We start from the raw sequence: 25,696 nt of genomic DNA, 5'->3' as shown, positions 1-25,696 counted from the left end.
ACCGCTGCCCGTCACCCACGCCGGGCCGGCGCCCCGCCCCGAGGACCCGGGACCGGCAGCCGTGCGGGAATTCGTCGCACACCCCTGTCCCCCGCGCTTACCCGTCAGTACATTGACAACATGTCTAACACGCAGCCAGCGGCGGTCGCGTCGGAGTGGACCCCGCTCAAAGCCCGGAAGGTCTCCTTCGACTGGGAGAAGACGCCTCTGCACTGGGTGCCGGGCGACCCCTTCACCGCGCACACCATCAACGTGCTCCATCTGCTCCTCCCGGCCGGGGAACGGTGGTTCATCCATGTGTACCGCCAGGTGCTGCCGTACATCCACGACGAGCAACTGCGCCAGGACGTCATCGGGTTCATCGGTCAGGAGGCCGTGCACTCCCAGGCCCACGACGACGTGCTCCCGCATCTGAGGAAGCTCGGGCTCGACCCGACCCCGTACACCGCGCAGATCGACTGGTTCTTCGAGAAGCTGCTCGGCGACAGGACGCTGCCGCCCGGGCGGGCCCGTAAGTGGTGGCTCATGGAGCGGGTCGCGACCATCGCGGCGATCGAGCACTACACCGCCTTCCTCGGCGACTGGATACTCAACGCCGAGGCACTCGACCGGCGCGGCGCCGATCCGACGATGCTCGATCTGCTGCGCTGGCACGGCGCCGAGGAGGTCGAGCACCGCTCCGTCGCCTTCGACGTGTTCATGCACGTCGACGGCGGCTACCGGAGGCGGGTGCGCACCTGGGCGACCGCCTTCACCGCGCTCGTCTTCCTCTGGCAGCGGGGCACCCGCTTCTTCATGGCGAACGATCCGAGCCTGCTCGACGGCACGGCGTCCTTCAAGCAGTTCCGGGCGAGCGGCAGGAAGGGCACGCTGCCCAGCACCGGTGCCATCGCGCGCTCCATCCCCACCTATCTGAGCCGCACGTACCACCCCTCGCAGGAGGGCAGCACGGCCCAGGCCGTGGACTACCTCGCCCACTCGCCCGCGGCCCTGGCGGCCGAGGCCCGGATGCCGGGAAACCACTGACCCATGGCCCTCCCCCGTCTGCGCACCCTGGTCCTCGTCACCGGAACCGCCCTGCTCGCCCGGCGCGCGATGCGCCGCCGCATCCAGCTGTCCCCGCTGTGGCCCATGCCTGCCCTGGAGGAGCCGGTCTCGGGCCACTCCGAGCGGCTCTCCACCACCACACGGCCGTTGGTGATCACCGAGCGGGACGTGGTCGCCGACGGCGTCGTACGGCTCCGGCTGGCGGGCGACGACCTGCCCGCCTGGCAGCCGGGCGCCCACCTGGACCTGATCCTGCCCTCCGGCCTGGTGCGGCAGTACTCGCTCTGCGGGGACCCGGCCGACCGGAGCGCGTACACCATCGCGCCGCGCCTCGTCGAGGACGGCCGGGGCGGCTCGCGCGAAGCCCACGCACAGCTGCACGAGGGCACGGAGGTGCGGGTCCGCGGGCCGCGCAACCGCTTCCCGCTCGTCGAGGCCCCCGCCTACGTGTTCGTCGCGGGCGGCATCGGCATCACACCGATCCTGCCGATGCTGCGAGCCGTCGCGGCCTCGGGCGCCGACTGGCGACTGCTGTACGGGGGGCGTACGCGCGCTTCCCTGCCCTTCCTCGACGAGATCGAGAAGCTCGGCGCGGACGCCGGCCGCGTCACCGTGGTGCCGGAGGACGAGGCGGGCCGCCCCGACGCCGCCGCGGCGCTGGCGGGGGCGGGCCCGGGCACGGCCGTCTACGTCTGCGGCCCCGAACCCCTGATGGAGGCGGTCGCCGCCGCACTCCCCCAGGGCTGCACCCTCCACCTCGAACGCTTCACCGCCGGCGGCACCGGCCAGGCCCCGGACCCGGCGTCGACGGCCTTCGAAGTCGAGCTGCGCCGCACCGGACGTGTCGTCCCGGTCGCCGCCGGCCAGTCGGTGCTGGCCGCCGTCCGCGAGGAGCTCCCGTACGTCTCGTACTCCTGCGAGCAGGGTTTCTGCGGCACCTGCCAACAGCGCGTCCTGGAGGGCGAGGTCGACCACCGGGACGAACTGCTGACGGATGCCGAACGCGAGGACTCGATGCTCCTGTGCGTCTCGCGCTGCCGGGGCGAACGGCTGGTCCTCGACCTCTGACACCTCCAGCGACCCGCCCCCGGCTAGGCTGTTGGCATGACGACCGGGGTGCGGCGCAGGATGGGCGTCGAAGAGCGCAGACAGCAATTGATCGGCGTCGCGCTGGAGTTGTTCAGCCACCGCTCCCCCGACGAGGTGTCGATCGACGAGATCGCGGCTGCCGCGGGTATCTCGCGGCCGCTCGTCTACCACTACTTCCCGGGGAAGCAGAGCCTGTACGAGGCGGCGCTGCGACGGGCCGCCGATGAGCTGGCCGGCCGGTTCCTGGAGCCGCCCGAAGGACCTCTGGGCGCCCGGCTGCTGCGGGTGATGGGCCGGTTCTTCGACTTCGTCGAGGAGCACGGCCCCGGTTTCTCGGCGCTGATGCGCGGCGGCCCCGCGGTCGGCTCCTCGACGGCCAACGCCATGATCGACGGGGTGCGGCAGGCGGCGTACGAGCAGATCATCAGCCACCTCGGTGTCCAGGACCCGCCCGCGCGGCTGGAGTTGGTCGTACGCTCCTGGGTCTCGCTCGCCGAGTCGACGGCCCTGATCTGGCTCGACGGACGGCGCATCCCGCGGTCGGAGCTGGAGACGCAGCTGGTGCACGACTTCGCCGCGCTGGCCGCGGTGAGCGCCGCCTACAACCAGGAGATGGCCGGTGTCGTGCTGCGGGTGCTCGCCCAGGAGCCGGTGGACGGACCGTTCGGCGATCTGCTGACGCGCCTGTCGACGCTCGCGCCGTCCGTACCTGCCGTGCCCCCGCAGCGAAGGCCGTGACGCGGCTCCGGAATCAGTTCTTCCGGTAGGACGGGTCCAGCTCGCGGGTCTCGGCCGAGGCGTGCACCACCAGGTCGTCGGAGGTCTTCAGATATCCGGCCAGCAACACGAGGACGGACTCGGTCAGCCGCAGCTTGGTCTCCGGCGTGCGGCCGGACAGCAGACCGATGGAGATGTGCACGATCGCGTCACCCCCGGGCGCGTCCCCCACGACGGACTCCTCCACCCGGCGGAACCTCGTCTTGCAGTTGGGGATCTCCGTGGTGACGGTCTCGGCGACCAGCGGGTGCAGGGCGAGGGCGAAGCCGCGGCGGTCGAAGGTGTCGTCGAGCTCGGTGGAGTAGTCGACGGTGATCTGCGGCATCACATGCTCCTGTGTGCGGGTCCGGCTGTTGTCGGACCTCAGCCTTGCGGAGATCCCCACGACAGCACAAGCCCGGCCGCCGTCCGGGCCCCCGTGGGGGCCGGACCGCGGCCGGGCGGTGTGGAGCTGTTCGCGTCAGCGCTGGGAGAAGACGGCGACCGTCCGTCCGGGGACGGTGAAGGTGCCGGTCTCCCTGTCGTACGCGGACTCCTTGACGGTGGCGTCCGCGCCGGCCGCCTGGACGGGATGCAGACCGTACGCCGTACCCGCCCGCTCCTGGAGGCGCTGGCTCTCGGTGCCGGGGGTGGCGTTGATGACGACGACCAGCTTGCCGAGGCGCATCGTGATCACACCGGGTGTCTCGTCCGTCCCCGAGAGCGGGAACGACAGCGCCGACTGCACCTGCCCGGTGGTGGTGAGGGAGAACTCCTTCTCGGTGGTCCGGATGGTCAGCAGGTCGCGGTACGCGGCGGAGGCGCCGTCGATCTGCGGGCAGCCGGGGGTGAGCGTGGCGGAGGTCAGCAGCGGCTTGGCGTAGGACCACTTGTCCTTGTTGTCGGCGGCGGGCGGGAGCCCTCGGCCGAACCCGTTGCCGTCGCGGCAGTCCCAGTGCAGAGCGTTGAACCAGTCACCGCTGTCGTACGAGTTGCGGTCGAGCGACTTCGAGCGCAGCAGGTCGGTGCCCGCCTGGGAGAGCGAGGGCCCCTGCGACAGCGTGGACGCCGCCATGGCCAGCACCTGCATGCGCGCCCGGTCGGCCGCCGGGGTTCCCGCCGGGAGCTTGAACGCGAGCGCGTCGTACAGCGTCTCGTTGTCGTGGGCGTCGGAGTAGGCGAGGGCGTCGCCGGGGGCCGCCGCGTATCCGGCGGGCGCGCCGTTGTAGTCGACGGCGGAGCCCTTGACCGTACGGCCGCTGCTGTCGGTGAAGGTGTAGTCGGCGAGGTTGCCGGTCAGCCCGACCTTGATCAGGTCCTGGTAGTGCAGCAGCCGGGCCTTCTGCTCGGCCGTGGTGCCGTTGGCCTTCGAGGTGTTCGGGTCGGTGTAGAGCCCGCTGGCGAAGCCCTGGACGCCGGGGTCCTCGTCGAAGGGGCCGCCGCCGCGCACCGCGTCGCGCGCCCGGTCGGAGAAGGTGGCGACGCCGGTGCCGGCCATGTGCTTCTGGGTGGCCTGGACGAAGCGGGCGTCGTCGGCGATCTCACCGAAGTTCCAGCCCTCTCCGTACAGGATGATCTTCTTTCCGTCGACGCCGTCCTCGGCGGCGGTCAGCTCGTCGAGGGCCTTGCGGACCGCGAGGATGTTGGCCTTCGGGTGGTGGCCCATCAGGTCGAAGCGGAAGCCGTCGACCTTGTACTCCTTGGTCCAGGTGACGACCGAGTCGACGACGAGCTTGCCCATCATGGTGTTCTCGGTCGCGGTGTTGGCGCAGCAGGTGGAGGTGGCGACGGTGCCGTCCTCCAGCAGCCGCTGGTAGTAGCCGGGCACGATGCGGTCGAGAACCGACTTGTCGTCCTGTCCCGAGGCGACGGTGTGGTTGTAGACGACGTCCATGACGGTGCGCAGTCCGGCGCCGTTGAGCCCCTGCACCATCCGGCGGAATTCCACCGTGCGCTTCGTGCCGTCCGGGTCGGAGGCGTAGGAGCCCTCGGGGACCGTGTAGTGCAGCGGGTCGTAGCCCCAGTTGAAGGCGTCCTTCCCGGCCGCCTTCGCCACACAGGCCTGCTGTTCCTCGGAGTCGGGGGCGTAGACGGACAGGTCGCAGGCGGGCCTCTGCTGGTCCGCCCTCTTCTCGGGGATGGTGCCGATGTCGAACACGGGCAGCAGGTGGACGTAACTCGTGCCGGAGCCGGCGAGCCGCCTCAGGTGCTTCATGCCGTCCGAGCGGGTGTCGGTGAAGGCCAGGTACTCGCCGGGGTGACGTGAGGTGCGGTCCGCGACCGAGAAGTCGCGGACGTGCAGCTCCTGGATCTGGGCGTCACGCAGCGGGACGGCGGCGGGCTTCTTCAGTCCGGACCAGCCGCGCGGGGCCAGTGCCGGGTCGGCCAGGTCGATGACGAGGCTGCGGGCGGAGTCCGCGGTCAGCGCGGTGGAGTACGGGTCGGTGACCTTGTTGGTGACGGTCTTCTGGACGGTGGGCGCCCAGACCTTCACGACGTACCGGTAGGGCTTGCCGTACCAGCTCTTCTTCCCCGTGACGGACCAGACGCCGGTGCGGTCGTCGCGCCGCATGGGGACCGGGGAGCCGTCCAGTTCGAGCGACACCGTGCGGGCGGTGGGCGCCCAGACGGACAGGGTGGGCGTCCCGTGCCGGAAGACCGGGCCGAGCGAGGCGCTGCTCGCCCTCTTCCCGTACAGGTCGTCCAGCACACCGGCGGTCTGTACCCCGGTGGCGGCGAGCAGGGCGCCGTTCGCGGCGCGCTGGGTGGCGATCAGCTGGCCGCGCAGGGAGGCGCGGACCCTGTCCCGGTCGCGGACGTCGACGGTGAACGCCGGGTAGTCCTTGAGGTGCGGGTACTTCGCCTTCTGCGCGTCGGTGAGCGCCGAGGCGTTGAGCCGCAGCCACTGTCCCTCGTCGGAGAGCGCGCCGTCGACGACGGAGATCCCGCCGTTCTCGGCGTACACGAGCTGCTGGCTGGTGGCGTCGGTGGACTTCACCTTCCAGACGACGGTGTCGCCGTCGATCCACTGGGCCTCGGCCTTGGTGAGGTCCGGGGCGGGGGCGCCGCCTGTCTGCGGCAGGAGGTAGCCGGGCTTCCCGCCGAGCATCCAGACCTCGTACCCGTGGGACGCGATGTCCAGCGACTGGTCGCTGGGGAGGTCCTTCTCGTCACCCTTGTGGAGGATGTAGCTGAGCGAGGTGGCGCCTTCGGTGAGCGGGACCTCGAAGGTGACTCCGTAGGCGTCCTTCCTCACCGGCTGGAGGGGCTTGGCCCAGTCGGTGGGGTTCGCGGCCCCGGTCCAGGTGTGCAGTCCCCAGCCGTCGTAGTCGCCGTCGGCCCGGTGGTAGTTGAGGACCGCCCTGGTGGTGTCCTGCGGCGGGTTGGCGCCGTCGGGCGCCTCGGTGGCCTGGCCGTCCTTGCCCTGCTCGATCCAGACCTGGCCGGTCCTGGCGAGGTCGACGGTGCGCTGCGGTCCGTCGGCGGTACCGGCCTTCTCCACGGTGTACGGGACGGAGGACGCGCCCTCGTCGACCGCGACCCAGGCGAACGCCCCGTAGGCGTCCCGCCCGATGAAGTCGGCGGTCTTCTCACCGGCCTTCAGCTGCCAGCCGTCGTAGTCGCCGTCCGCGCGCTTGTAGTGGACGACGGCGTGGTCGCGCTCCACGGCGACGGGCTTCCCGGCGGGCGGGGCCTGGCCCGCTGTGGTCGAGGCGAGCGCACTGGAGGTACGCCCCGCGCGGTCGACCACGACGGCCTTGTACCGCAGGGCGGTTCCGGCCTTCACCGAATCGTCCAGGTACTGGGTCACCTTGTACGGGGCGTGGTCGGCGGAGCCGAGCGTGCGCCACGTGCCGTTGCCGGTCTGCGCGGCGAAGACGACGCGGTTGAGCTGTCCGCCGTCCACGTCGGCGGTGAGCTCCACGGTGCCGGTGGCTCCGGCGGCGGGTGCCTTCAGGGTGACGGAGGGCGTGGCCGCCGGGGCGCCCAGCGGCCGGTCGGCGCGCAGCACGATGCTGGAGAGCGCGGGCACGGTGACGCTGATCTTCTTGTCGCTGCCGCTGCGTACCGTGCCTGAACCCCCGTACAGAGTCCGGAAGTTCATGCCAGCGGACTCGGTGGCCAGCTCGACGGTCCTCGCCCCGGTGGCGTTGTTGGTGGCGACGACGTACTCGTACGGCCGCTTGGTGTCCGTACGGGAGAAGGCGTGGACGGACCCTTCCGCGTACCGCTCGGTCTGGGTGCCGTCGCGCAGGGCCGGGTGCTCCCTGGTGAGCTTGGACAGGGCGGCGATGGACCGGTAGACGGGGTGGTCGGTGTCGTACGCGTCGGAGGCGTGCGTACGGTCCGTGCCGAGCTGGTCGTCGTCGAGGTAGTCGGCGGTCTTCGAGGCGAACAGGGTCTGGCGGGCGTCCTTGTCGCCGCCCGCGCCGGTGAAGCCCTGCTCGTCGCCGTAGTAGATCACCGGGTTGCCGCGGCCGAGGAACATCAGCTCGTTGGCGAGGCGGGCCCGGCGGACCAGTTCGGCGTCGTCCGCGTCCGGGTTGTCCTGCTTGAGGAAGGTGCCGATGCGGCCCATGTCGTGGTTGCCGAGGAACGTGACCTGCTCGTAGGCGTTTGCCCTGTCCGTGGTGTAGCGGTAGTCGTCACCGTAGACGGCGGCGAGCTTCGAGGCCGGGGCGCCCTGGGAGGCGTACTGGCGGGCCGCTTCCTGGAAGGGGAAGTCGAGCGTGGAGTCCAGCCGGCCACGGGTGACGTAGGGCGAGGTGATCGCGGTGTCGGCGGAGTAGACCTCGCCGAACATGAAGAAGTCGTCCCGGCCGTGCTCGGCCGCGTAGTCGTCGAGGGCGGTCGCCCACCGGGTCCAGAAGTCGAGGTCGACGTGTTTGACCGTGTCGATGCGGAAGCCGTCGATGTCGAAGTCGCGGACCCACTTCTGGTAGATCTTCGCCATGCCGGAGACGACCTCGGGCCGCTCGGTCCACAGGTCGTCCAGGCCGGAGAAGTCGCCGTACTCGGTGGACTCGCCCGCGTAGGTCGAGTCGCCGCGGTTGTGGTACATCGTGGGGTCGTCGAGCCAGGCGGGCACCTTGGTCCCGGTGCTCTTCGGGGTGTACGGGAACGCGTCCTCGTCGACCTTCGCCATGCCCGCCGCGTCGTCGAACGGGCGGCCGTCCTCGTCGAGGTAGGGGAAGGCGCCCTTGGGCTTGTAGCCGTACTCCTTCTCGGCGTAGTCGACGGTGTCGGCGGTGTGGTTGGTGATGACGTCGAAGAAGACCTTCATGCCCTTGCCGTGGGCCTTGTCGATCAGCCTCGACAGGTCGGCGTTGGTCCCGAAGTGCGGGTCCACCTGCGTGAAGTCGGTGATCCAGTAGCCGTGGTAGCCGGCCGACGCGTCCTTGCCCGTGCCCTGGACGGGGCGGTTCTTGAAGATCGGGGCCAGCCAGATCGCGGTGGTGCCGAGGCCCTTGATGTAGTCGAGCCTGTTCGTGAGGCCCTTGAGGTCCCCGCCCTGGTAGAAGCCCTTGTCGGTGGGGTCGTACCCCGTCTCCAGCCGCGAGCCGGTCAGGCCGCCGCGGTCGTTGGAGGTGTCACCGTTGGCGAACCGGTCGGGCATCACGAAGTAGAACTGCTCGCGGGTCAGATCGTGCCGGGCCGGTGCGGCGGCCAGCTTCGCGTCCGACGGCGGGGCCTGCGTCCGGGCCGCCGCCGCGGGCAGCGCGGGCACGAGGGCCGCGCACAGGGCGGCCGCGACGACGGGCACCACTCTTCGCGCGGGCACGCGCGGGGACGGATGTATCACTCGGGTTCTCCTCGAAGGGGTACGGGAAGGAGGGCTTCATTTCAAGCCCGTCCGGCGATGGAGGGCCAGGGGGGGTGACCGGATGCCCGGGTGAGCCTTTCCGGTCACCGCACTAGCCGCGCCAGACGTCGTTCGTCAGCGTGACCTTGCCCGTGGCCGGCACCGTGGCCGTGCGGTTGGCGCCGCTCTCCCAGGTCACGTTGCCGCTCGCGTCCTTGCGGACGTACTTGTACTCGAACGAGGTCCCCGCGGGCAGGCTCACATCGAGCTTCCAGACGGGGTACGCGGCCGGGTCGAGCTTCGGCGCGCCGGCCGGGTTCCAGCTGCCCAGGGCGGGCTGGTTGCCGGTGACGTAGATGTTCTGGCCGGGCTGGGTGGTGGCGTTGACGCCGAAGGAGGCGCCGGACGTGCCCGTCCCGGGGTCCGTGGAGCCGCCGGAGCACGTACGGGCGTTGATGTGCAGGGCGATCGCCGTGTGCGCACCGAGGGTGGCGGTGAACTGGCCGGAGCCGTTCACCGTGACGCCCTTGCCGGACTGGACGTCGCAGTAGTCACCGGCGGGCAGCGACGTCTGGAACGTACGGGTCAGCGCGGAGCCCTCGTGGTTGATGGCGACGTACGCCTTGGTGCCCCGGCCGAACGCGATCTGGTCGCCTCCGTTGTCCCACCAGTTGGAGAGGGACTCGCCGCGGGCCGTGTTGCGGAAGCCCACCATGGAGGAGATCTCCCGCCAGGAGTGCTGGCACTTCCATCCGTCGGCGTAACAGGCGTTCACCGTGCCGCCGTTGGGCGGTCCGGCGTCCTTGTCGGTCCACTCGTAGCCGGAGTGGACGTCCGGGGAGCCGTACGGGTAGGCCAGCATGAAGACGCTCGCCAGGGTGTAGGTGGCGCCGTCCTTGTAGTTCAGGGTGTCGCCGCCCCGCTCGGTGTCGTGGTTGTCCACGAAGACGGCCGACCTGCCGGACTCCATGAAGCCCCAGCCGGCACCGAAGTTCTTCAGGTTGGCGAGGTTCTCGCTGGTGAAGACCTGCTTGAGGCTGCGGGCGTAGCGGAATTCCTGGACGTCGCCGCTGCCGAGGTACTCCGAGGGCGAGACGGCCTCGCCCGCACCGTGGATCGCCTCGTGCTTCCAGTACACGCCCGGGTTGCTCAGCCGGGACTTGATGTCGGCGAGGTCGGCGGCCGGCATGTGCTTGGCCGCGTCGATCCGGAAGCCGTCGACCCCGAGGGAGAGGAGGTCGTTGAGGTACGTGGCGATCCGGCCGCGTACGTAGTTCTCGCCGGTGTCCAGGTCGGCCAGGCCGACCAGTTCGCAGTTCTGGACGTTGGCGCGGTCGCCGTAGTTGCTGATCTGCGACTGGCAGTCGTTCAGGTCGCTGACCGAGTAGACGCCCGGGTAGTCGTACTTGCTGTACGCGCTGCCGCCGGTGCCGGTGCCCGAGCCCGCCGACATGTGGTTGATGACGGTGTCGGCGACGACCTTGACGCCCGCGCCGTGGCAGGCGGCGACCATGGCGGAGAAGGCGGCGCGGTCACCGAGCCGGCCGGCGATCTTGTAACTGACCGGCTGGTAGGAGGTCCACCACTGGCTGCCCTGGATGTGTTCCTGGGGCGGCGAGACCTGGACGAAGCCGTAGCCCGCCGGGCCCAGGGTGTCCTTGCACGCCTTGGCCACGGAGTCGAACTTCCACTCGAACATCACGGCGGTGACGTCCTTGTCGCCCGGGCCTGCGGCCTGGGCGGTTCCTGCCGTTCCGAGGCCGGTGGGGACGGCGAGGACGGCGGCGCCTGCCACGAGGGCGAGTGCGGCAGACAGAGATCTGCGTGCCATGTCTTTCCTCCTGCTGTGGGGGAAAAGCGGGGTGACGGGGCAGCCTCACGTGACAACGCGCCGTGCCCTCAAGGCTCATGAAGGTTCTTGCTGCAAGAATGCAAACCTTGCCGCGGAGCAGACCGTACGAGCCCGTTCACCCCTGGTCAACCCTTTGGACACCCCCCGCTTACATCCACGAAATCGTGCAGCTTTCTTCCTGCAAGCTCTTTCGCAAAATATTGCGGCCCTGTTAAGTTCGACCCGACTCCGGTCCGGTCGGCCGGGGGTCCCGGTCGCCTCGGCATCCGGGCCCCACGCGCCCGGCGGCCGGGCCGGTCACGACAGAGAGAGGCACCCGGAGTCGCTCAACTCCCCGCCGCCCATCCCGGGCCGACTCCGGTGCCTCTCCTGTGCGTTGCCGCCCGCCCCGCCTCCGGTCAGACCGTACGGACCGCCGCGGTGGACCCCCGTACGACCAGCTCCGGCTGGAACACGTACTCCGTGCGCTGCACCGGGCTCCCGCCGATCTCCTCCAGCAGGGCCCCCACCGCCGCAGCCGCCATGGCCTGCACGGGCTGGCGCACCGTCGTCAGCGGCGGGTCGGTGAACGCGATCAGCTGCGAGTCGTCGAAGCCGACGACCGAGACGTCGCGCGGTACGTCGAGCCCCCTCCCCCGGGCGGCACGCACCACGCCGAGGGCCATCAGGTCGCTGCCGCAGACGATGCCCGTGCAGCCCCGGTCGAGCAGCGCGCCCGCCGCGACCTGGCCGCCCTCGACACCGAACAGCGTCGAGCAGACCAGCAGTTCGGCTTCGGCAGCCGACACCCCGAGCAGGGAGACCGCCGACTCGATGAAGCCGTCCCGCTTGCGGCGGGACGGCACATAGCGCTGCGGTCCGATCGCCAGACCGATCCTGCGGTGGCCGAGCGCGGCGAGATGCCCGACCGCCATCCGTACGGCCGCGGCGTCGTCCGGGGATACGAACGGGGCGCTGATCCGTTCGTTGTAGCCGTTGATCAGGACGAACGGCACGCCTCGGTCGGTCAGTGCGGCGTAGCGCGCCGGGTCTGCCGACAGGTCGGCGTGCAGCCCGGAGAGGAAGACGATGCCGCCGACGCCGCGTTCGACGAGCTGCTCGACGAGCTCGTCCTCCGTGGCGCCGCCGGGCAGCTGGGTACAGAGCACCGGGGTGTAGCCGTGACCGGCCAGGACCTGTTCGACGGACTGCGCGAACGCCGGGAAGATCGGGTTGGTGAGCTCGGGAGTCACCAGACCGATCAGCCCGGCGCTGCGCCTGCGCAGCCGTACGGGACGTTCGTAGCCGAGGATGTCGAGCGCCGCGAGCACCCGCTGGCGCGTGGTGTCCGCGACGCCCGGCTTCCCGTTGAGCACCCGGCTGACGGTCGCCTCGCTGACCGCCGCCTGTCCGGCGATGTCGGAGAGCCGCAGCGCTCCACCGGTCCGGGGTGCGGGGACGGTCACACCGTCCACCACACCGTGGTCTCGGCGGGCAGCTCGAACTCGGCACCGTCCACGGTCACGGGCGCGCTGGCCAGCAGCACGCTGCCGCGGACGGGCATCCGCACCGGGCGGGCGGTGGTGTTGACGGTGCAGACGAAGCCGGGGCGGCCGAAGACGAGGACGCCTTCGGGGGCGTTCAGCCACTCCACGCCGGTCCCGGCGCCGAGTCCGGGGTGGGCGCGGCGGGCGGCGATCGCCGCGCGGTACAGCTCAAGGGTGGAACCCTCGACGCCGGTCTGCGCCTCGACGGAGAGCGCGCCCCAGCCGGTGGGCTGCGGGAGCCAGCTGCCGCCGGCCCCGAAGCCGTACGAGCTGCCGTCGCGGGTCCACGGGATCGGCACCCGGCAGCCGTCGCGGAAGCCGTCCTGGCCCTCGGCACGGAAGAACGACGGGTCCTGGCGGGCCTCGTCGGGCAGGTCGGTGACGTCGGGCAGGCCGAGCTCCTCGCCCTGGTAGACGTAGGCGGAGCCGGGCAGCGCCAGCATCAGCAGGGTGGCGGCGCGGGCGCGGCGCAGACCCATCTCGCGGTCACCGGCGGTACGGATCTGGGTGCCCAGACCCGGCGGGTTGGCGAAGCGGGTGGCGTGCCGGGTCACGTCGTGGTTGGAGAGCACCCAGGTGGTGGGCGCTCCGACGGGGCGCATCGCGTCGAGCGAGCTGTCGATGACCTCGCGCAGCTCGGCGGCGTCGAAGGCGGTGCCGAGGTACTGGAAGTTGAACGCCTGGTGCATCTCGTCACCGCGCACGTAGTTGGCGGTGCGCTCGACGGTGGGCGTCCACGCCTCGGCGACGGCGATGCGCTCACCGGGGTACTCGTCGAGGATGACGCGCCAGCTGCGGTAGATCTCGTGCACACCGTCCTGGTCGAAGAACGGCATGACGTCGTTGCCGAGCAGCTTGAGCTGGTCGTGCGCGCCGAGGTCCGGCAGGCCCTCGGCCTTGACGAGGCCGTGGGCGACGTCGACACGGAATCCGTCGACACCCATGTCGAGCCAGAAGCGCAGGATGGAGCGGAACTCGTCGGCGACGGCCGGGTGTTCCCAGTTGAAGTCGGGCTGCTCCGGGGCGAACAGGTGGAGGTACCAGTCGCCGGGCGTACCGTCCGGGTCGGTGGTCCGGGTCCAGGCGGGACCACCGAAGATGGACTCCCAGTCGTTGGGCGGGAGTTCGCCGTCGACGCCCTTGCCGGGGCGGAAGTGGTAGCGCTCACGCAGGGCCGATCCGGGGCCTTCGGCGAGGGCGCGCTTGAACCACTCGTGCTGGTCGGACGAGTGGTTGGGCACCAGGTCGACGATGATGCGCAGACCCAGCCCGTGGGCCTCGCGGATCAGGGCGTCGGCGTCCAGCAGCGTTCCGAACATCGGGTCGATGGCCCGGTAGTCGGCGACGTCGTAGCCTGCGTCGGCCTGCGGCGAGGCGTAGAAGGGGCTGAGCCAGACCGCGTCGACGCCGAGGCTCTTGAGGTACGGGAGGCGGGCGGTGACGCCGGGGAGATCGCCCATGCCGTCACCGTTGCCGTCGGCGAAACTCCGTGGATAGACCTGGTAGATCACCGCGTCCTGCCACCAGCCGGTGCGGTGGCCCTGGGCGCCGTCGGACGTGCCGGTGGAGGGGGCAGCGAGGTGCTGGGTCATGTCGTCCCTGGGGTGTCTGGGTGGGGAGCGGCGCCGTGACCGGGTCGGGGCCCCGGCGCCGCTGTGACTGGTGCGATCGGTCGTACGGTTCGTGCGTGCGGGTGCGTCAGCCCTTGACGGCTCCGGCGGACATGCCGGTCACCAGGTGACGCTGCGCGAAGAGGAAGACGAGCGCCGCCGGTATCGCGATGAGCACGGACGCGGCGGTCATCGGGCCCCACTGGGCTCCGTACTGGTTGACGAACTTCTGAAGTCCGCCGGCGAGTGTGAGGTTCTCGTCGCCGACCATGAAGGCGGAGGCGTACGCCACTTCGCCCCAGGCGGTGATGAACGAGTAGAAGGCGGTGACGGCGAGTCCGGGCTTGGCGAGCGGCAGGATGAGCCGCCAGAACGTGCCGAACGGGGTGAGGCCGTCGACCTGCCCCGACTCGTCGATCTCACGCGGGATGGTGTCGAAGAAGCCCTTCATCATCCAGGCGCAGAACGGCACCGAGATGGTGAGGTAGGTCAGGACGAGACCGGCGGGCTGATTGAGCAGTCCGATGTTCGACATGATGTTGTAGATCGGCACGATGAGGACGGCGACCGGGAACATCTGGGTGATCAGCAGCGTCCACATCAGCCCGCGCTTGCCGGGGAAACGGAAGCGGCTGACCGCGTAGCCCGTGGTGGCGGAGACGAAGACACCGATGACGGTGGAGAGCCCCGCGATGATCACGGAGTTGCCGAACCAGCTCAGGAACTCCGTGTCCTTGATCAGGTTCGTGTAGTTGACGAACGTCGTCTCCCTGAAGAAGTCCGTCGTCGTCGCGTACTTGGCGGGCTTCAGCGAGGTCAGCAGGACCCACAGCACCGGGAAGACCGCGACGACCGACGCGATGATCAGGGTGAGGTGCAGGCCCACGGAGGCGAGCGGGGAGCGGTCGCCGCGCTGCCGCGGCTTGCGGACGGCGTGCCGGGCGGAGGTTTCCGTGACGGTGGTCACCAGTTGTCTCCCTGCGTGCGGAGCACTCGCCGGTAGACCACGGCGAAGAGCATCAGGAGTACGAGGATCAGCACGCCCCACGTGGAGGACTGCGCGAAGTCGCGCGGGCTGATCTCGAAGGAGAATTTGTAGGCCTGGGTGACCAGGATCTGGGTGGCTTCGCCGGGTCCGCCGCGGGTCAGCAGGAAGATGACCGGGAACATGTTGAAGGTCCAGATGGTGGAGAGCAGGATCACCGTGGTCGAGACCGGGCGCAGTCCGGGGAGCGTGATGTGGCGGAACCGCTGCCAGGCGGTGGCGCCGTCCATCTCCGCGGCCTCGTACTGCTCCGAGGGTATGGACTGCAGCCCGCCGAGCAGGGCGACCATCATGAACGGGATGCCGAGCCAGACGTTGACGGCGATGACGGAGAACTTGGCCCAGGTGGGGTCGTTGAGCCACGGCACGCCGTCGATGCCCGCGCCGCCGAGGATCTTGTTGAGCAGCCCGCGGTCCTCGTTGTAGAGGAAGCGCCAGGCGAAGACCGAGACGAAGCCGGGGATGGCCCAGGGCAGGATGAGTGCCATCCGGTAGGCGGAGCGCCCGGCGAACCGGCGGTTGAGCATGTTGGCGAGGACCATGCCCAGGGAGAACGTGATGGCCACGCAGGAGACCGTCCACACCAGCGTCCAGCCGAGCGTGCCGAGGAACTGGGTACCCGTCAGCGCGTCGACGTAGTTGTCCAGGCCCACGAACTCGTAGGTCGCGGGCATTTCGTTGACGCCGATGGACCGCGCGACGTTGCGCTCGTTGGCGTCCGTCAGGGACAGGTAGATGCCGCGGACCAGCGGATAGCCGATGATCACGCCGATCACGAGGACGACGGGGGCGACCATCGTCCAGGCGTACCAGTGCGTCGACAGAGCCCGCCGGACCTTGCCCGGCGGCGGCGGGGGGTTACCAGTACCGCGGCTCCGGCCGCGGGCGACGTCGTCGCCCGCGGCCTTCGCCACCGACTGGCTGGTGTGGACAGCCATCAGCCGGCCTGCCTTCCTGGGTTACTTCCAGCCCTTGAGGAGCTTGCGGTAGGAGTCGCCGGTGGCCGACGCGGCCTTCTCCGGCGTGGTCTGGCCGGTGAGGACCTTGGTGTACTCGGTGACGAGCGGCGCGAAGAGGCTGCCGGTCTCCGGGATCCAGGGGCGCTCGACGGCGGTCTCGACGACCGGCTTGAAGAAGCCGACGATCTCGCTGTCCACGGCCTCCTGCTTGGCGTACGCGGAGGTGCGGGTCGGCAGCAGGTTCAGCTCACCGGCGGTCTGCGCCTGGGTCTCCACGGACGTCATGTACTCGACGAAGGCGTAGGAGGCGTCGAGGTTCTTGGAGCCCGCGTAGACGGCGAGGTTGTGGCCGCCCTGCGGAGCGCCCTGACCGGCGGAGCCGGCCGGGACCGGGGCGATGCCCAGGTTCGTCTTGTCCTTGAACTCATTGCCGGCGAGCGTGTCGGCCACGGCCCAGGGGCCGTTGATCATCATGGCGACCTTGCCGTCCTTGAACGACGACTGCATGTTCTCCCAGCCGTCGGTGGCGTCGGTCTTGGCCGCGCCGGAGTCGACGAGGTCCTTGACGACCTCGAAGGCCTTGACGCCCTCGGGCTGGTCGACGGTGACGGACTTGTCGGCCGCGCTGACCAGGTCGCCGCCCTCGCCGTACAGGAAGGACAGGAACCAGTACGCGTCGTCGCCGCGCAGGTAGAGGCCGGTCTTGCCGGTCTTGTCCTTGATCTTCTTCGAGACGGTCTTCAGGTCGTCGATCGACGCCGGGACCTCGACACCGGCCTCCTTGAAGATCTTCTTGTTGTAGAAGACGCCCATGGAGTCGATGACCTGCGGCACCGCGTACGTCTTGTCCTTGTACTGGGTGGACGCGGCGGCCTGCTTGAGGAAGTCGTCCTGGTCCTTCAGCGCGGTGGTGCCGTCGAGCGGAGCCAGGTAGCCGAGGTCGGCGAACTCCGGCGTCCAGGCGACCTCGGAGCGGATCACGTCGGGGGCGCCCGCGCCGGCCTGGGCCGCGTTCTTGAACTTGTTCTGCGCCTCACCGAACGGCACGTTGACGTACTTGACGTCGACCTTCGGGTGCTTCTTCTCGAAGCCCTCGGCCAGCTTCTTGAAGACCTTGTCCTCGCTGCCGACGGTGGAGGTGTCCCACCAGGTCACCGTGCCGGAGAGCTCTCCCGAGCTCTTGCTGCCGTCGGACTTGTCGTCGCTGCCGCAGGCGGTCGCCGCGAGCGCCAGGGCCGCAACCAGGGCGGTGGCCGTTATGCCACGTCGCATCTGAACTCCTTCAACTGCCGTACCGCTCCGTCGCGGCGCCGGGTCGACGTGAACGTAACAAGGATGAAAGACGACCGAAAGACCTTGCGGAAGATTTCTGCAAGGTCCGGGGATCGTTACATCCGCGTGTCCTCAAGGTTGCCGTCAGGGCCCTTGACGAGAGCGTCGTACCCCTGTCCATCCCAGGCCACACCCGGTGTGCGCACAGTGCGACTATCCGACTGCGATCTGCGAACGGTGCTCGCAAGACCTTGCAAGATATTGCTGCGGGAAGGCCGAATGCCCCCGATTCCACGGCCCCGGAACGGCCCGCGCGGCCGATTCCCGCACACGGTGGGCAATCCGACACAGGCCCGGTACAGTCCCCTTTCATGACCGCACGGCTTGCCGATATCGCAACTCAGGCGGGGGTCAGCGAAGCTACGGTCAGCCGTGTACTGAACGGCAAGCCCGGTGTTGCCGCTGGCACCCGCGAATCCGTCCTCGCCGCGCTCGACGTCCTGGGCTACGAACGCCCCGTGCGTCTGCGCAGGCGCAGCGCCGGTCTCGTCGGTCTCATCACGCCCGAGCTGGAGAACCCGATCTTCCCGGCGCTGGCCCAGGTCATCGGCCAGGCGCTGACGCGGCAGGGGTACACCCCCGTGCTGGCGACCCAGACTCCCGGCGGCTCCACCGAGGACGAACTGACGGAGATGCTCGTCGACCGGGGCGTCTCGGGCATCATCTTCGTCTCGGGACTGCACGCCGACACCTCGGCCGATATGCAGCGCTACGAACAACTGCGCGCACAGGGCGTCCCCTTCGTTCTCGTCAACGGTTTCTCGCCCAAGGTCCAGGCCCCGTTCATCTCCCCCGACGACCGGGCCGCGATGCGGCTCGCGGTGACGCACCTCGTCTCGCTGGGACACCAGCGGATCGGCCTGGCGGTGGGCCCCAAGCGCTTCGTCCCGGTACTCCGCAAGATCGAGGGTTTCCACGCCACGATGCGGGAGCAGCTCGGCCTCACCGCGGACGAGGTCGAGGAGTTGATCCAGCACTCTCTGTACACGCTGGAGGGCGGCCAGGCGGCCGCCTCGGCGCTGATGGAGCGCGGCTGCACCGCGGTGGTGTGCGCGAGCGACATGATGGCGCTCGGTGCGATCCGGGCGGCCCGCAGGCTGTCGCGGGAGGTGCCGCGCGATCTGTCGGTGGTGGGATACGACGATTCGCCGCTCATAGCGTTCACCGATCCGCCGCTGACCACGATCCGGCAGCCGGTCACGGCGATGGGCCAGGCCGCGGTGCGCACGCTGCTGGAAGAGATCGGCGGGACGCCCGCCCCGCACAGCGAGTTCGTCTTCATGCCTGAACTGGTGGTTCGCGGCTCGACGGCGTCCGGCCCCGGGCCCGATCCGGCCGCTCCGGCCCGCTCGTAAGGTGCAGGGTGTGCAACCGGGTCCCGACCGGAGGATGATCGGGGAGTGTGGGACGTATCTGGCAGACTCTGCGCCTATGGGTGAATCGCAAGTGAAAACACAGGAAGGCCGGACGGCGGCCACCGCGTCACCCATTGCCGACGAGGCAGCGCCCGAGGCGAAGCGGAACAGCGCGTCGACGAGACTGCGGTCGATGCGCTCACCCCGTCGGCCACGGCTCTGGTTCGAGATCCTGCTGATCGCCGTGAGTTACTGGCTGTACTCGCTGGTGCGCAACGCCGTACCGGAGCAGCGGGCCGCGGCCCTGCGCAACGCCGACTGGATCTGGTCGGCCGAGAAGGCCATGGGCATCGCCTTCGAGGAGACGGTCAACCGGACCGTCAACTCGGTGACATGGCTGATCGTGTCGATGAACTACTACTACGCGACACTGCACTTCGTCGTGACCATCGGTGTGCTCGTCTGGCTGTTCCGCAGGCATCCGGGGCGCTACGCCGCGACCAGACTGGTGCTCTTCGCGACCACGGGCGTCGCCCTGCTCGGTTACTACCTGTACCCCCTGGCACCGCCCCGCCTGATGAACGGCGGGAGTTTCATCGACACCGTGCTGCTGCACCAGACCTGGGGCTCGATGGCCTCGGGCAACTTCAAGAACATGTCGAACCAGTACGCGGCGATGCCGTCGATGCACATCGGCTGGTCGCTGTGGTGCGGTCTGACCATCTTCGCGCTGGCCTCGGCGCCCTGGGCGCGCATCCTGGGGCTGCTCTACCCGACGGCCACCCTGGTCGTGATCGTGGCGACGGCCAACCATTTCTGGCTGGACGCGGTGGGCGGCATGGCCTGCCTGGCGTTCGGTTACGCGGTGTCGTTCGCCTGGTACGGCTCGCTGCCGCACCGCCTCCCGAAGCTGGTGCCCACCGGCCGGGGACGGCTGGGGGCGTTGTCCACGAGGGCGGCGACGGCGAAGTCCGGCCCCTCCCGCGACTGAGGTCCGGCGCCGGGAGACCGGCGCCGGACACGGTCAGGAGCGGTGCGTGACGCGGCCACCGGTGACGGTCAGACGTACCGGTGCCTCCCCCAGCTCGTCGGCGGGCGCCTCCACCGGGTCCAGGCCGAAGGCGGTCAGGTCCGCCCGGTAGCCCGGGGCGATGCGGCCCGCGTACGACTGCTCCCCGGCGGCCACCGCCGCGTGCGAGGTGCTGCCCTCCAGGGCCATCAGCCCCGTGAGCGCCTGCTCCGCGGTGACCGGCTCGGTGTCGTACGCGCCGGGGAGCCGCCGCAGCCGCGCCGTGGCGAGCACCTGGCGAACGTCGTAGTGCGCGATCGGCCAGTCCGAGCCCAGCGCCGGGCGGCCAGGGCGTGCGGCACGGTCTCGATGTGCTCGATACGGTGCCGGAGCCTGCCGCTCTCCCCCAGCGCCTCGACGGTGTCCAGGACGTGCCGCACGGCCGCGTCGCCGATGGCGTGGGTGGCGGTGCCGACCCCGGCGCGGTGCAGGTGGTGGACGGCCTCGGTGTACGCCGCCGGGTCCGGCCAGAACGCCTCCAGGCCCTGACCGTGGCAGTCGGCGTGCTCCAGCCAGGCGGTACCGCCCTCGACGGTGCCGTCCATGAAGAACTGCACCCCGCCGACCCTCCAGAGCCGCCCGGCCTCGCTCTGGAGCCGCACCAGCTCGTCCAGGGCCTCCTTGTCCACGCCGGGCATGCACCAGGGGGCGAGCCTGAGCCGTACCGGCAGGTCCGTCACGTCCTCCACGGCGGTGAGCAGCGCCGGTACGGAGGCAGCAGCTCCGCCACCAGGTCCATCGCGGCGTGCTCGATCAGATGGCCGGTGGGGCGTCCGTCGAGGTCGCAGACGACGGTGGAGCGCTGGCTGAAGGCGCGCGGCCCGGTGACGCCGGCCTTCCGGGAACGGAGACCGTCGACCTGACCGGGGCCACCCTCACCCCTGGCCTGGCCGACGCCCACAGCCACCCGGTCATGAGCCTGGACATGGCCACCGGAGCCGACCTCACCGCCGTCCGCGACCTCGGCCAGCTCCGGGCCGCCACCGCGCAGCTCCCGCAGTCCCTCGGCGTCCCCGACCGCGGTGATCACCCCGTCCGTGACGGCCACCGCGGTGGCCTCCGGCCGGGCCGGGTCGAGGGTGCGGACGCGTGCTCCGGTGAGGAGGAGGTCGGCTGCGGGCACGGTGGGGCTCCTTAGACGGTGGTGGAGGGGGCGGGAACGGCGGGGGCGGGGTGCGGGGCCTCGTCGGGCTCGGCGGCGAAACCGGCGTACACCTGGGGTTTGGTGCGCCGCAGGCGGCGGGCGAGGACGAGGGCCTGGTGCTGGGATCGGCGCTGGACCTGGCGGCCCCGGAAGCGATGTGGGAGCCGTCGGACGTCCTGGCGACTCCTCGCCTGACGGAGGCACTGGCGGCGGTGGGGCCGGCACGGGCGGACGCGGCGTTCGACCTGGCCCTGGAGGCGTTCATGGCACACTGCCGGGCCGGACTCGCCGGACTCAGCGCCAGATCCAGCCCCTCCGACGCCTGAGGAGACCGGGGCCCGATTCCAGCCCCTCCGGCGTTTGAGGAGCCGGGTGCCCGGGGGCGGAGCCCCCGGCACGGGCCGAACCGGCCACAACCCTCACGCCCCGTAGAACCGCTCCTCCATCACCGCCCGAGCCCGCCGCGTAACGCGCCGATAGTCGTCCAGCATGTCGCCGACATGCCCCGGCTCGTACCCCAGGTACCGCCCCACCGCCGTGAGTTCCCGCGGGTTCGAGGGAAACGTGTCGCCCGGCCGCCCCCGCACCAGCATCACCGCGTTGCGCACCCGCGTCGCCAGCACCCACGCCTCGTCCAGCGTCTGGGCGTCCTCCGTCGGGATCAGCCCGGCCGCACACGCCGCGGCCAGCGCCTCCCGCGTACGCGTCGTCCGCAGCCCCGGCTCGACCCAGCCGTGCTGCATCTGCAACAGCTGCACGGTCCACTCCACGTCGCTGAGCCCGCCGCGCCCCAGCTTCGCGTGCAGCGTCGGATCGGCTCCGCGCGGCATGCGCTCGGACTCCATCCGGGCCTTGAGCCGGCGGATCTCACGGACGGCGTCGTCCCCCAGGCCCTCCATCGGATACCGCAGCTGATCGATCAGCTCGATGAAGTCGCGCCCCAACTCCGCGTCCCCCGCGACCGGTTCGGCCCGCAGCAGCGCCTGGCTCTCCCAGACCAGCGCCCATCGCCGGTAATACGCCTCGTACGACTTCAGGGTGCGCGCCATCGGTCCGCTCTTGCCCTCCGGCCGCAGATCGGCGTCGATCAGCAACGGCGGGTCAGCCGTGGGCAGTTGGAGCAGTCGGCGCATCTCGGATACGACGGTGTCGGCGGCCCGGGAGGCCTCCTGGTCGCTCACGCCCTCACGCGGTTGGTGGACGAACAGTACGTCGGCGTCGGAGCCGTACCCCAGCTCGTGCCCCCCGAAGCGGCCCATGCCGATCACCGCGAAACGGGTGGGCAGTGTGTCCCCCCAGCGCTCGCGCACGGCGGCCCGCAGAGCACCCGACAGGGTGGCGGCGTTCAGGTCGGAGACCGCGGAGCCGACCCGGTCCACGAGTGCCCCCAGGTCCTGTTCGGCGGGGCTCTCCTCCGTACCGTAGGACCGGATGATGTCGGCGGCGGTCGTCCGGAACAGCTCCCGGCGCCGTACGCCACGCACCACGGCGACGGCGGACTCGGCGCCTTCGGCCCGCCCCACCGCCGCCAGCACCTCCTGCTCCAGGTGGTCACGGGTGCGCGGCTTCAGGCCCTCCGGGTCACCGAGGATCGCGACGGCCTCCGGGGCGCGCAGCAGCAGGTCCGGGGCGAGGCGCCCGGCCGACAGGACGCGGGCGAGGTTCTCCGCCGCCGCCCCCTCGTCGCGCAGGAGCCGCAGGTACCAGGGGGTCTTGCCCAGCGCGTCCGAGACCTTGCGGAAGCCCAGCAGCCCGGCGTCCGGGTCGGCGGAGTCCGCGAACCAGCCGAGCAGCACCGGCAGCAGCGTGCGCTGGATCGCCGCCTTGCGCGACACCCCGGACGACAGCGCCTCCAGGTGGCGCAGGGCCGCGATCGGGTCGGCGTAACCGAGGGCTTCGAGCCGGATGCCGGCGGCCTTCGCGCTGAGCCGGGACTCAGCGGGTGCCAGCTGGGCCACGGCGTCCAGCAGTGGCCGGTAGAAGAGCTTCTCGTGCAGCCGGCGCACGACGGACGCGTGGCGCCGCCACGCCTTGTTGAGCTCGGCGACCGGGTCCGTACGCATCCCGAGGGAGCGGCCGAGCCTGCGCAGGTCCGCCTCGTCCTCGGGTACGAGATGGGTGCGGCGCAGCCGGTAGAGCTGGATGCGGTGCTCCATGGCGCGCAGGAAGCGGTACGCCTCGTCGAACTGTGCGGCGTCGACGCGCCCCACGTAGCCGCCTTCGGCGAGCGCCCGCAGGGCCTCCAGCGTCGAACCGCTGTGCAGGCTCGCGTCGCTGCGGCCGTGCACGAGCTGGAGCAGCTGGACGGCGAACTCGACGTCCCGCAATCCGCCGGGGCCGAGTTTGAGCTCACGGTCGACACGGTCGGCCGGGATGGTGGCGACGACACGGCGGCGCATCTTCTGCACGTCGGCGACGAAGTTGTCCCGGTCGGCGGCCTGCCACACCAGCGGCGAGACCGCCTCGACGTACTCGGCGCCCAGCTCCGGGTCACCGGCGACCGGCCGGGCCTTCAGCAGCGCCTGGAACTCCCAGGTCTTCGCCCAGCGCTGGTAGTACGCGAGGTGCGAGGAGAGCGTCCGGACGAGGGGGCCGTTGCGGCCCTCGGGGCGGAGGTTGGCATCGACCGGCCAGATGGTGCCCTCGACGGTCGTGTCGGAGCAGATCCGCATCATGTGCGCGGCCAGCCGGGTGGCGGCCGGCACCGCCCGGCTCTCCTCGACGCCGTCGACGGGCTCACCCACGAAGATCACGTCGACGTCGGAGACGTAGTTCAGTTCGTGGCCGCCGCACTTGCCCATCGCGATGACGGCGACCCGGCACAGGGCGGCGTCGGCGGGCGTGGCCGTACGGGCGATGGCGAGCGCCGCACGCAGGGTGGCCGTCGCCAGGTCGGCCAGTTCGGCGGCGGTCTCGGCGACATCGATGGTGCCGCACACGTCACGTGCCGCAATGGCCAGCAGGCAGCGGCGGTAGGCGACCCGCAGCGAGTCCGGGTCGACGGCGTCGGCGAGCCCGTGCTCGAATTCGGCCACCCCCGGGTGCAGGTCGGTGGCCTCGTACGTGACGAGCGCCTGCCAGTCGCGCGGGTGGCGCGCCAGGTGGTCCCCGAGCGCTTCCGAGGCACCGAGGACGCCGAGGAGCCGGTCGCGGAGGGGCTTGGCGGTGACCAGCGTGTCCAGCAGCCTCTGCCGCTCGTCGGCGTCCTCCGCCTCGACCAGCCGGACGAGGCCGCGCAGCGCCAGATCGGGGTCGGCGGTCGCGCCCAGCGCTTCGAAGAGGACGGGATCGGACCGTACGGAGGAGAGGGCGTCGAGCTCCAGCAGCCGTTCGGCGGCTGAGGGGTCGGTGAAACCGTGCCGCAGCAGTCGGGTGAACATACTGCTTCTGCGCCCCGGCACCGTCGTCATCCCGCGCTCTCCTGCCCGCCGACCGTCATGTACCCGCGGGTCGAGCCTAGCCGGGCACCGATGAATCCGGAGCGGCGGCGGAGTCCGCACTTCAGGGGCACGATGAAGGAAACAGGAGGTCCGCCATGCCCGAGAACGACCCGGTCACCGAGCTGGACGCCCGCTACAGCAGCGAGGGCGCCGAGGCCCGCACGTGGCAGGAAGCCGCCGCGCTGCTCGCGGAGGCCGAGCTGTACTGGCTGTCCACGGTCCGCCCGGACGGCCGCCCGCACGTCACCCCGCTGATCGGGGTCTGGGCGGACGGCGCCCTGCACTTCTGCACGGGCCCGGCCGAACGCAAGGCACAGAATCTGCTCGCCAACCCCGAGGTCGTGCTGACCACGGGTGCCAACGCACTGGGCGAGGGCTTCGACCTGGTGATCGAGGGCCGGGCGGACCAGGTGACGGACAAGGACGTCCTCACCCGGCTGGCCGCCGCCTGGGAGGCGAAATACGGCGCCGAGTGGCACTTCGAGGTCCGGGACGGGGCGTCCTTCACCGGGGCCGGCGGCCGGGCCGTGGTCTTCGCGGTGGCCCCGCGCACGGCCTTCGGCTTCGCGAAGGGCGAGCCGTACGGCCAGACGCGGTGGCGCTTCACCTGACTCCCGGCCGCCGGCCTGACACCTCAGGGGCGGACCGGGGGTCAGTGCGCCGGTCTGATGCCTCAGGGGCGGACCGGGGTCAGTGCGCCGGCCTGGTGCCGATCACGACCGTGGCGTACAGCTCCTCGGAGGTGACCACCCGGGGGATCAACCCGCCGCTTCCCACGGCCTCCTCCGCCCGCGCCGCCTGACGCTCGCTCGTCTCGACGAGCAGGCTGCCGCCAGGCGCCAGCCACCGCGGCGCCTCCGCGGCCACCCGGCGCATGATGTCGAGTCCGTCGCCGCCGCCGTCGAGTGCCACGCGCGGTTCGTGGACACGCGCCTCGGCGGGCAGCAGTTCGACGTCGCCGGTCGGTACGTACGGCACGTTCGCGAGCAGGACGTCGACGCGTCCGCGCAGGGAATCCGGCAGGGGTGCGAAGAGGTCGCCCTCGTAGACCTGGCCGAGATCGCCGACATTGCGCCGGGCGTACCGTACGGCCGCCGGTTCGACATCGGCGGCGTGCAGCTCGACCCCCTCCAGCGCCGCTGCCAGGGCGGCCCCGAGCGCCCCCGATCCGCAGCAGAGGTCGACGACCACGGACGGGGCCGGGGTGAGGCCCATGGCCTGCTGGACCAGGAACTCGGTGCGGCGGCGGGGCACGAAGACGCCCGGGCCGACGTGGACGCGCAGTCCGCAGAACTCGGCCCAGCCGAGGACGTGTTCCAGGGGCAGACCGGCGACACGGCGTTCGACCATGGCGGCCAGGACGGCCGGGGTGTCGGCGGTGGAGAGGAGAAGTGCGGCCTCGTCCTCGGCGAAGACACAGCCGGCGGCGCGGAGGGTGGTGACGATCGAGGAAAGCGAGAGCGGTGACACGGAAACCGACATGAAGCGGAGCCTTTCGGAAAAGCCGATGGGCGCTCCGCGATCGTCTATGTCGGGTCGACCACGCGATCGTCGGAAGGGAGCACCCAGCCTGATACAGCGGTAATGGGTCTCACCTCCTGAAGTACGTCCCCGTACGGGGTGGCCTCACCCTACCCCAGGGCCTGACGAGCGGTGCGGGCCCTGGGGC

At 70.8% G+C, this 25,696-nt stretch carries 16 protein-coding genes and 2 pseudogenes; 7 read left to right on the top strand and 11 right to left on the bottom strand.

Going from position 1 to position 25,696, the window contains the following annotated elements:
* The first annotated feature begins 120 nt into the window (after positions 1-120).
* Genes AC07FA_RS03600 through AC07FA_RS03590 form a run of 3 tightly spaced genes read left to right on the top strand, consistent with a single transcriptional unit; the run spans position 121 to position 2,874 of the window.
* Positions 121-1,026 (top strand): metal-dependent hydrolase, encoded by a 906-nt coding sequence (locus AC07FA_RS03600; RefSeq protein ID WP_479073011.1) that lies wholly within the window; start codon positions 121-123, stop codon positions 1,024-1,026.
* A 3-nt stretch (positions 1,027-1,029) separates the two neighbouring features.
* Entirely contained in the window at positions 1,030-2,115 is a 1,086-nt protein-coding gene (locus AC07FA_RS03595) for a PDR/VanB family oxidoreductase (protein ID WP_479073010.1), read from the top strand.
* Positions 2,116-2,151: 36 nt separating this feature from the next.
* Complete coding sequence (locus AC07FA_RS03590) at positions 2,152-2,874, top strand: TetR/AcrR family transcriptional regulator (protein ID WP_479073009.1); 723 nt, start codon at positions 2,152-2,154, stop codon at positions 2,872-2,874.
* A 13-nt stretch (positions 2,875-2,887) separates the two neighbouring features.
* On the opposite strand, the gene AC07FA_RS03585 is transcribed toward AC07FA_RS03590, so the two are convergent.
* The 8 genes from AC07FA_RS03585 to AC07FA_RS03550 form a co-directional block, all read right to left on the bottom strand.
* Entirely contained in the window at positions 2,888-3,238 is a 351-nt protein-coding gene (locus AC07FA_RS03585) for a 5-carboxymethyl-2-hydroxymuconate Delta-isomerase (RefSeq protein WP_479073008.1), read from the bottom strand.
* Positions 3,239-3,373: 135 nt separating this feature from the next.
* Positions 3,374-8,695, bottom strand: a complete 5,322-nt coding sequence (gene pulA, locus AC07FA_RS03580) for a pullulanase-type alpha-1,6-glucosidase (protein WP_479073007.1) — start codon at positions 8,693-8,695, stop codon at positions 3,374-3,376.
* Between the two features lie 112 nt (positions 8,696-8,807).
* On the bottom strand, positions 8,808-10,526 hold the full coding sequence (locus AC07FA_RS03575; RefSeq protein WP_479073006.1) for a carbohydrate-binding module family 20 domain-containing protein: 1,719 nt from the start codon (positions 10,524-10,526) through the stop codon (positions 8,808-8,810).
* Between the two features lie 419 nt (positions 10,527-10,945).
* The gene (locus AC07FA_RS03570) at positions 10,946-12,004 is read right to left on the bottom strand and encodes a LacI family DNA-binding transcriptional regulator (RefSeq protein ID WP_479073005.1); all 1,059 of its coding nucleotides are present in this window, start codon (positions 12,002-12,004) and stop codon (positions 10,946-10,948) included.
* Positions 11,989-13,665, bottom strand: a complete 1,677-nt coding sequence (locus AC07FA_RS03565; protein ID WP_479073004.1) for a glycoside hydrolase family 13 protein — start codon at positions 13,663-13,665, stop codon at positions 11,989-11,991. Before AC07FA_RS03565 ends, AC07FA_RS03570 begins: the two co-directional genes overlap by 16 nt.
* A 106-nt stretch (positions 13,666-13,771) precedes the next feature.
* Positions 13,772-14,650 carry a sugar ABC transporter permease gene (locus AC07FA_RS03560; RefSeq protein ID WP_479073003.1) on the bottom strand — a complete coding sequence of 293 codons (879 nt, stop codon included), beginning with the start codon at positions 14,648-14,650 and terminating at the stop codon, positions 13,772-13,774.
* Positions 14,647-15,666: a carbohydrate ABC transporter permease gene (locus AC07FA_RS03555; protein ID WP_479073002.1), complete on the bottom strand. Its 1,020-nt coding sequence runs from the start codon at positions 15,664-15,666 to the stop codon at positions 14,647-14,649. The genes AC07FA_RS03560 and AC07FA_RS03555 overlap by 4 nt, the downstream gene beginning before the upstream one ends.
* A 21-nt stretch (positions 15,667-15,687) precedes the next feature.
* On the bottom strand, positions 15,688-16,959 hold the full coding sequence (locus AC07FA_RS03550) for an extracellular solute-binding protein (protein WP_479073001.1): 1,272 nt from the start codon (positions 16,957-16,959) through the stop codon (positions 15,688-15,690).
* A 371-nt stretch (positions 16,960-17,330) separates the two neighbouring features.
* Between AC07FA_RS03550 and AC07FA_RS03545 the strand changes: the two genes are divergently transcribed.
* A complete protein-coding gene (locus AC07FA_RS03545; protein WP_479073000.1) occupies positions 17,331-18,374 on the top strand; it encodes a LacI family DNA-binding transcriptional regulator in 1,044 nt (347 codons plus the stop codon).
* A 76-nt stretch (positions 18,375-18,450) separates the two neighbouring features.
* On the top strand, positions 18,451-19,365 hold the full coding sequence (locus AC07FA_RS03540) for a phosphatase PAP2 family protein (protein WP_479072999.1): 915 nt from the start codon (positions 18,451-18,453) through the stop codon (positions 19,363-19,365).
* A gap of 33 nt (positions 19,366-19,398) precedes the next feature.
* Here the strand turns inward: AC07FA_RS03540 and AC07FA_RS03535 are convergent.
* Positions 19,399-20,566: pseudogene (locus AC07FA_RS03535) on the bottom strand (amidohydrolase family protein).
* Positions 20,567-20,694: 128 nt separating this feature from the next.
* Between AC07FA_RS03535 and AC07FA_RS03530 the strand changes: the two are divergent.
* A pseudogene (locus AC07FA_RS03530) lies at positions 20,695-20,913 on the top strand (TetR/AcrR family transcriptional regulator); the annotation flags it as partial.
* A 93-nt stretch (positions 20,914-21,006) separates the two neighbouring features.
* On the opposite strand, the gene AC07FA_RS03525 reads toward AC07FA_RS03530, so the two are convergent.
* Positions 21,007-23,997 carry a bifunctional [glutamine synthetase] adenylyltransferase/[glutamine synthetase]-adenylyl-L-tyrosine phosphorylase gene (locus AC07FA_RS03525; protein ID WP_479072998.1) on the bottom strand — a complete coding sequence of 997 codons (2,991 nt, stop codon included), beginning with the start codon at positions 23,995-23,997 and terminating at the stop codon, positions 21,007-21,009.
* A gap of 125 nt (positions 23,998-24,122) precedes the next feature.
* On the opposite strand from AC07FA_RS03525, the gene AC07FA_RS03520 reads away from it, so the two are divergent.
* Positions 24,123-24,638: a pyridoxamine 5'-phosphate oxidase family protein gene (locus AC07FA_RS03520; protein WP_479072997.1), complete on the top strand. Its 516-nt coding sequence runs from the start codon at positions 24,123-24,125 to the stop codon at positions 24,636-24,638.
* Positions 24,639-24,717: 79 nt separating this feature from the next.
* Here AC07FA_RS03520 and AC07FA_RS03515 read toward each other — a convergent pair whose 3' ends face one another.
* The gene (locus AC07FA_RS03515) at positions 24,718-25,509 is read right to left on the bottom strand and encodes a putative protein N(5)-glutamine methyltransferase (RefSeq protein WP_479072996.1); all 792 of its coding nucleotides are present in this window, start codon (positions 25,507-25,509) and stop codon (positions 24,718-24,720) included.
* Between the last annotated feature and the right edge of the window lie 187 nt (positions 25,510-25,696).

Source organism: Streptomyces sp. NPDC045968 (assembly GCF_056430475.1).
This window is presented reverse-complemented; position numbering and strand designations above follow the sequence as displayed.